Annotated in this window: 1 protein-coding gene; it reads right to left on the reverse strand. The window is 68.2% G+C overall.

Annotated elements, in window-relative coordinates; genetic code table 11:
* Positions 1-33 precede the first annotated feature (33 nt).
* Entirely contained in the window at positions 34-831 is a 798-nt protein-coding gene (locus U9979_RS22875; RefSeq protein ID WP_416220285.1) for an oxidoreductase, read from the reverse strand.
* Positions 832-845 lie beyond the last annotated feature (14 nt).

An 845-nucleotide genomic window follows, 5' to 3' on the forward strand; every position in this document is an offset into this window, starting at 1 on the left:
AGCCGCAACCAGCCGCTCAGGGTCGAGTGGGTGTCAGCCGGCCAGCCGGTTGAGTTTGCGGATCTGGCGGTCGAAGGCCCGGGCGGGGGCGATACGACGCAGGGTGGCGACGCGTCCGGCCGTCGAGCCGGCGGTGTAGCGCAGCTTCGGCTTCGCCTCTGTCGCTGCCGCGACGATCACCTTGCCGACGACGGCGGGGTCGTCCCCGTCCTTCATCGCCGCCACCAACAGTCCGTCGAAGATGTGCCGCTGCTGGGCGTAGACCGGCAGCGGGTTGTCGGGCTGGACGGCGTTCGCGTCGAATCCGGTCTTGGTGTAGGCGGGCTGGACGAGAAGCACCCGGACGCCGTGCTCGCGGACCTCGTGGTCCACGGACTCCGAGTACCCCTCGATCGCGTGCTTGGTCGCGGCGTAGACGGCCATGTAGGGCGCCGGGATGAAGCCGAGGACGGACGAGATGTTGATGATGCGCCCGCTTCCCTGGGCGCGCATGTGTGGCAGCACGGCCGTCGTCATCCGGATTGTGCCGAAGACGTTGACGTCGAAGATGCTCTGCGCCTGTGCGACGGAGCTCTCCTCGGCGGCACCCGCCGCACCGATACCGGCATTGTTGACCAGGACGTCGATCTGCCCGAACTCCTCGATCACCCGTTTGACGACGACGGTGACCGAATCGTCACTGGCCACGTCGAGATCAAGGAACGTCACCCCGTGGAGAGGGGCGACGCGCGAGGTGTTCCGGCTCGTGCCGATCACATCGAACCCCGCCTCGACGAGCGCGAGCGCGGCTGCCCTCCCGATGCCTGAGGACGCTCCCGTCACGAGCGCCACCTGTCGCGTTGCTG

The organism is Protofrankia sp. Cas4, assembly GCF_963555915.1.
Taxonomy (GTDB): domain Bacteria; phylum Actinomycetota; class Actinomycetes; order Frankiales; family Frankiaceae; genus Protofrankia.